Below are 2,118 nucleotides of genomic sequence, written 5' to 3' on the forward strand. Positions count from 1 at the left end.
CACAGATTCCGCACCTGATTTTTCGACAGTGAACGAATTTCGACAGGGATTCAGCCTGGATACAGCGAAATCTCCCGTGAGCAACTGATTTCGAGCGGAGGACTTCCAGTTGATTGAGCCCGTCTCCCAGTTCGTTGTGGAAGCCGCGCCCGTGTTTGCTGAACTCATCCGTCGTTTGGGCTGGGTGGAGCGAATTGATCGCATGGTCCCGGTGAGCCCGGAGGATTGTCGCCTATCCGTCGGCCTTCGTGTGAAGGCGCTGCTCATTAACATTCTCACGGATCGGAAGGCCCTGTATCACGTGCAGCGATTCTACCAACGGCAGGATGTTGAACTGCTTCTTGGTCCTGGGGTGACGGTTGACGCGTTGAACGATGACGCGTTGGGCAGAGCCTTGGACGCGTTGGACAAGGCGGGTGTGGACCGTATATTTGCGGAGTTATCCCTCGCGGCATTGGATGACTGCCAGGTTCCCTTGGAATGCCTGCACTTTGACACGACATCCATTTCTGTGTACGGGGCCTACGACGATGCAAGTCAGCTGCGCATTACATACGGGTTCTCCAAGGATCGGCGCCCCGATCTGAAGCAGTTCATCTTCGGTCTGGGAACGTGCCGCGGCCTGCCGGTGTATGGCAGCATCGAGGACGGAAACCTCAGCGACAAGACCTGGAACGCTCAGACCCTGGCAAAACTCATGGAGCTGTATGACGCGGAACGGTTGAAAGGCGCCATCTATATCGCCGATTCGGCGGCTGTGACGCCAGAGACGCTGGCCGGGTTCCGGCGCCATGAGGTCCGTTTCATCTCGAAGCTGCCGAACACCTACAAGGTGTGCGGACAGATGATACGGGCGGCCATCGAGAAGGAACGCGCATGGGTAGAAGTGGGAACGCTCAGCGACCGCAAGGGCGCTGCCGTCTACCGGACGCAGTCGTTCCACCGGGAACTCGATGGTGTGACGTATCGGTTCATCGCGGTGCAGTCCTCAAGCCTTGACGCTCGGAAGGAGAAGGCGTTGGCGAAGCGGCTCGAACAGGAACGCGCCGCATGGCAGGTGGACGCAGCGGCAGAGGGCAAGATTGCCTATGCCTGCGAAGCGGACGCCTTGCGTGGATTGGAAGCCTGGTTGAAGTCCCATCGGGGCTATCACAAGGTGACGGCCCGAACGGTGGCAGTGGAAGTGCCGCAGAAACGGCCGACGCGGGGACGCCCCAAGAAGGACGCACCCCCTCCGCCGGTGGTGACGGAATACCGGAACATCATCGAGATCCATGCGCCTGAAGAGGCGGAGTTGGAAGCGGCCCGCCGGGAGATGTCCACGTTTGTGTTGATCACGAACCTCCGGGACGAGCAGCGCTACAGCAACGCGGACATCCTGCGGATGTATCTGGAGCAGCATGAGGTCGAAGGCCGGTTCCGGTTCCTGAAGAGCCCCTACTTGGTCGGACCCATCTACCTGCACAACGACACCCGGGTACGAGCATTTGGATGTTTGATGCTGCTGGCATTGGTGTTGTACAGCGTGTTCGAGTACCGGATTCGGGAACGGATGGCTCGGGAGACCGAACCACTGATATTGCCGGGAAAACGAAAGAGCTTCCGGCCAACGGGCTTGTCGGTATTGGAGATGTTTGAGGGGATCTGCACGATGGAGTTCATCCTCCAAGGTCAGCGGTATCGGGTCGCAAATACCCACATTGAGCCGCAGTTGGAGCGGGTGCTGTCGCTGCTGGATATGGATCTGAGCATCTTTGGGGTCGAAAAAAAGACCGCTTGATGTCGCAAGGCGTTAGCATAGGGATGCTTTCCATATCTGATCAAATTTACGAATGATCGCACTTTCATAGAACCATATATAGGAAGTTTGTGTGGAGCCCCATGATTCTTGTGCCACTTCAATTGAGTTTCCAGTTCATCCAACAGGGAAGTGGCGCGGAATCTGTGAAGTGAACACAATTTCGACAAAATTCGTTGGTCAACGTGCGTCCTTCGCGCGCGAAATTTGTCACGTTGACGCAAATGTGGTCGATTCCGAACGTATGCGTACCAAGGATAAGGCGGCGCCAAAGGAATTGGAAAAAAGATGCGTGGGGCCTGAATCTTGCCGAAAGTGCC

The 2,118-nt window shown here is 56.8% G+C and carries 1 protein-coding gene; it reads left to right on the forward strand.

Annotated features, from left to right (window positions below; genetic code table 11):
- The first annotated feature begins 109 nt into the window (after positions 1-109).
- Positions 110-1,780 (forward strand): IS1634 family transposase, encoded by a 1,671-nt coding sequence (locus ASH01S_RS17490; protein WP_067929713.1) that lies wholly within the window; start codon positions 110-112, stop codon positions 1,778-1,780.
- Positions 1,781-2,118 lie beyond the last annotated feature (338 nt).

The organism is Alicyclobacillus shizuokensis NBRC 103103 (genome assembly GCF_001552255.1).
Classification (GTDB): domain Bacteria; phylum Bacillota; class Bacilli; order Alicyclobacillales; family Alicyclobacillaceae; genus Alicyclobacillus_G; species Alicyclobacillus_G shizuokensis.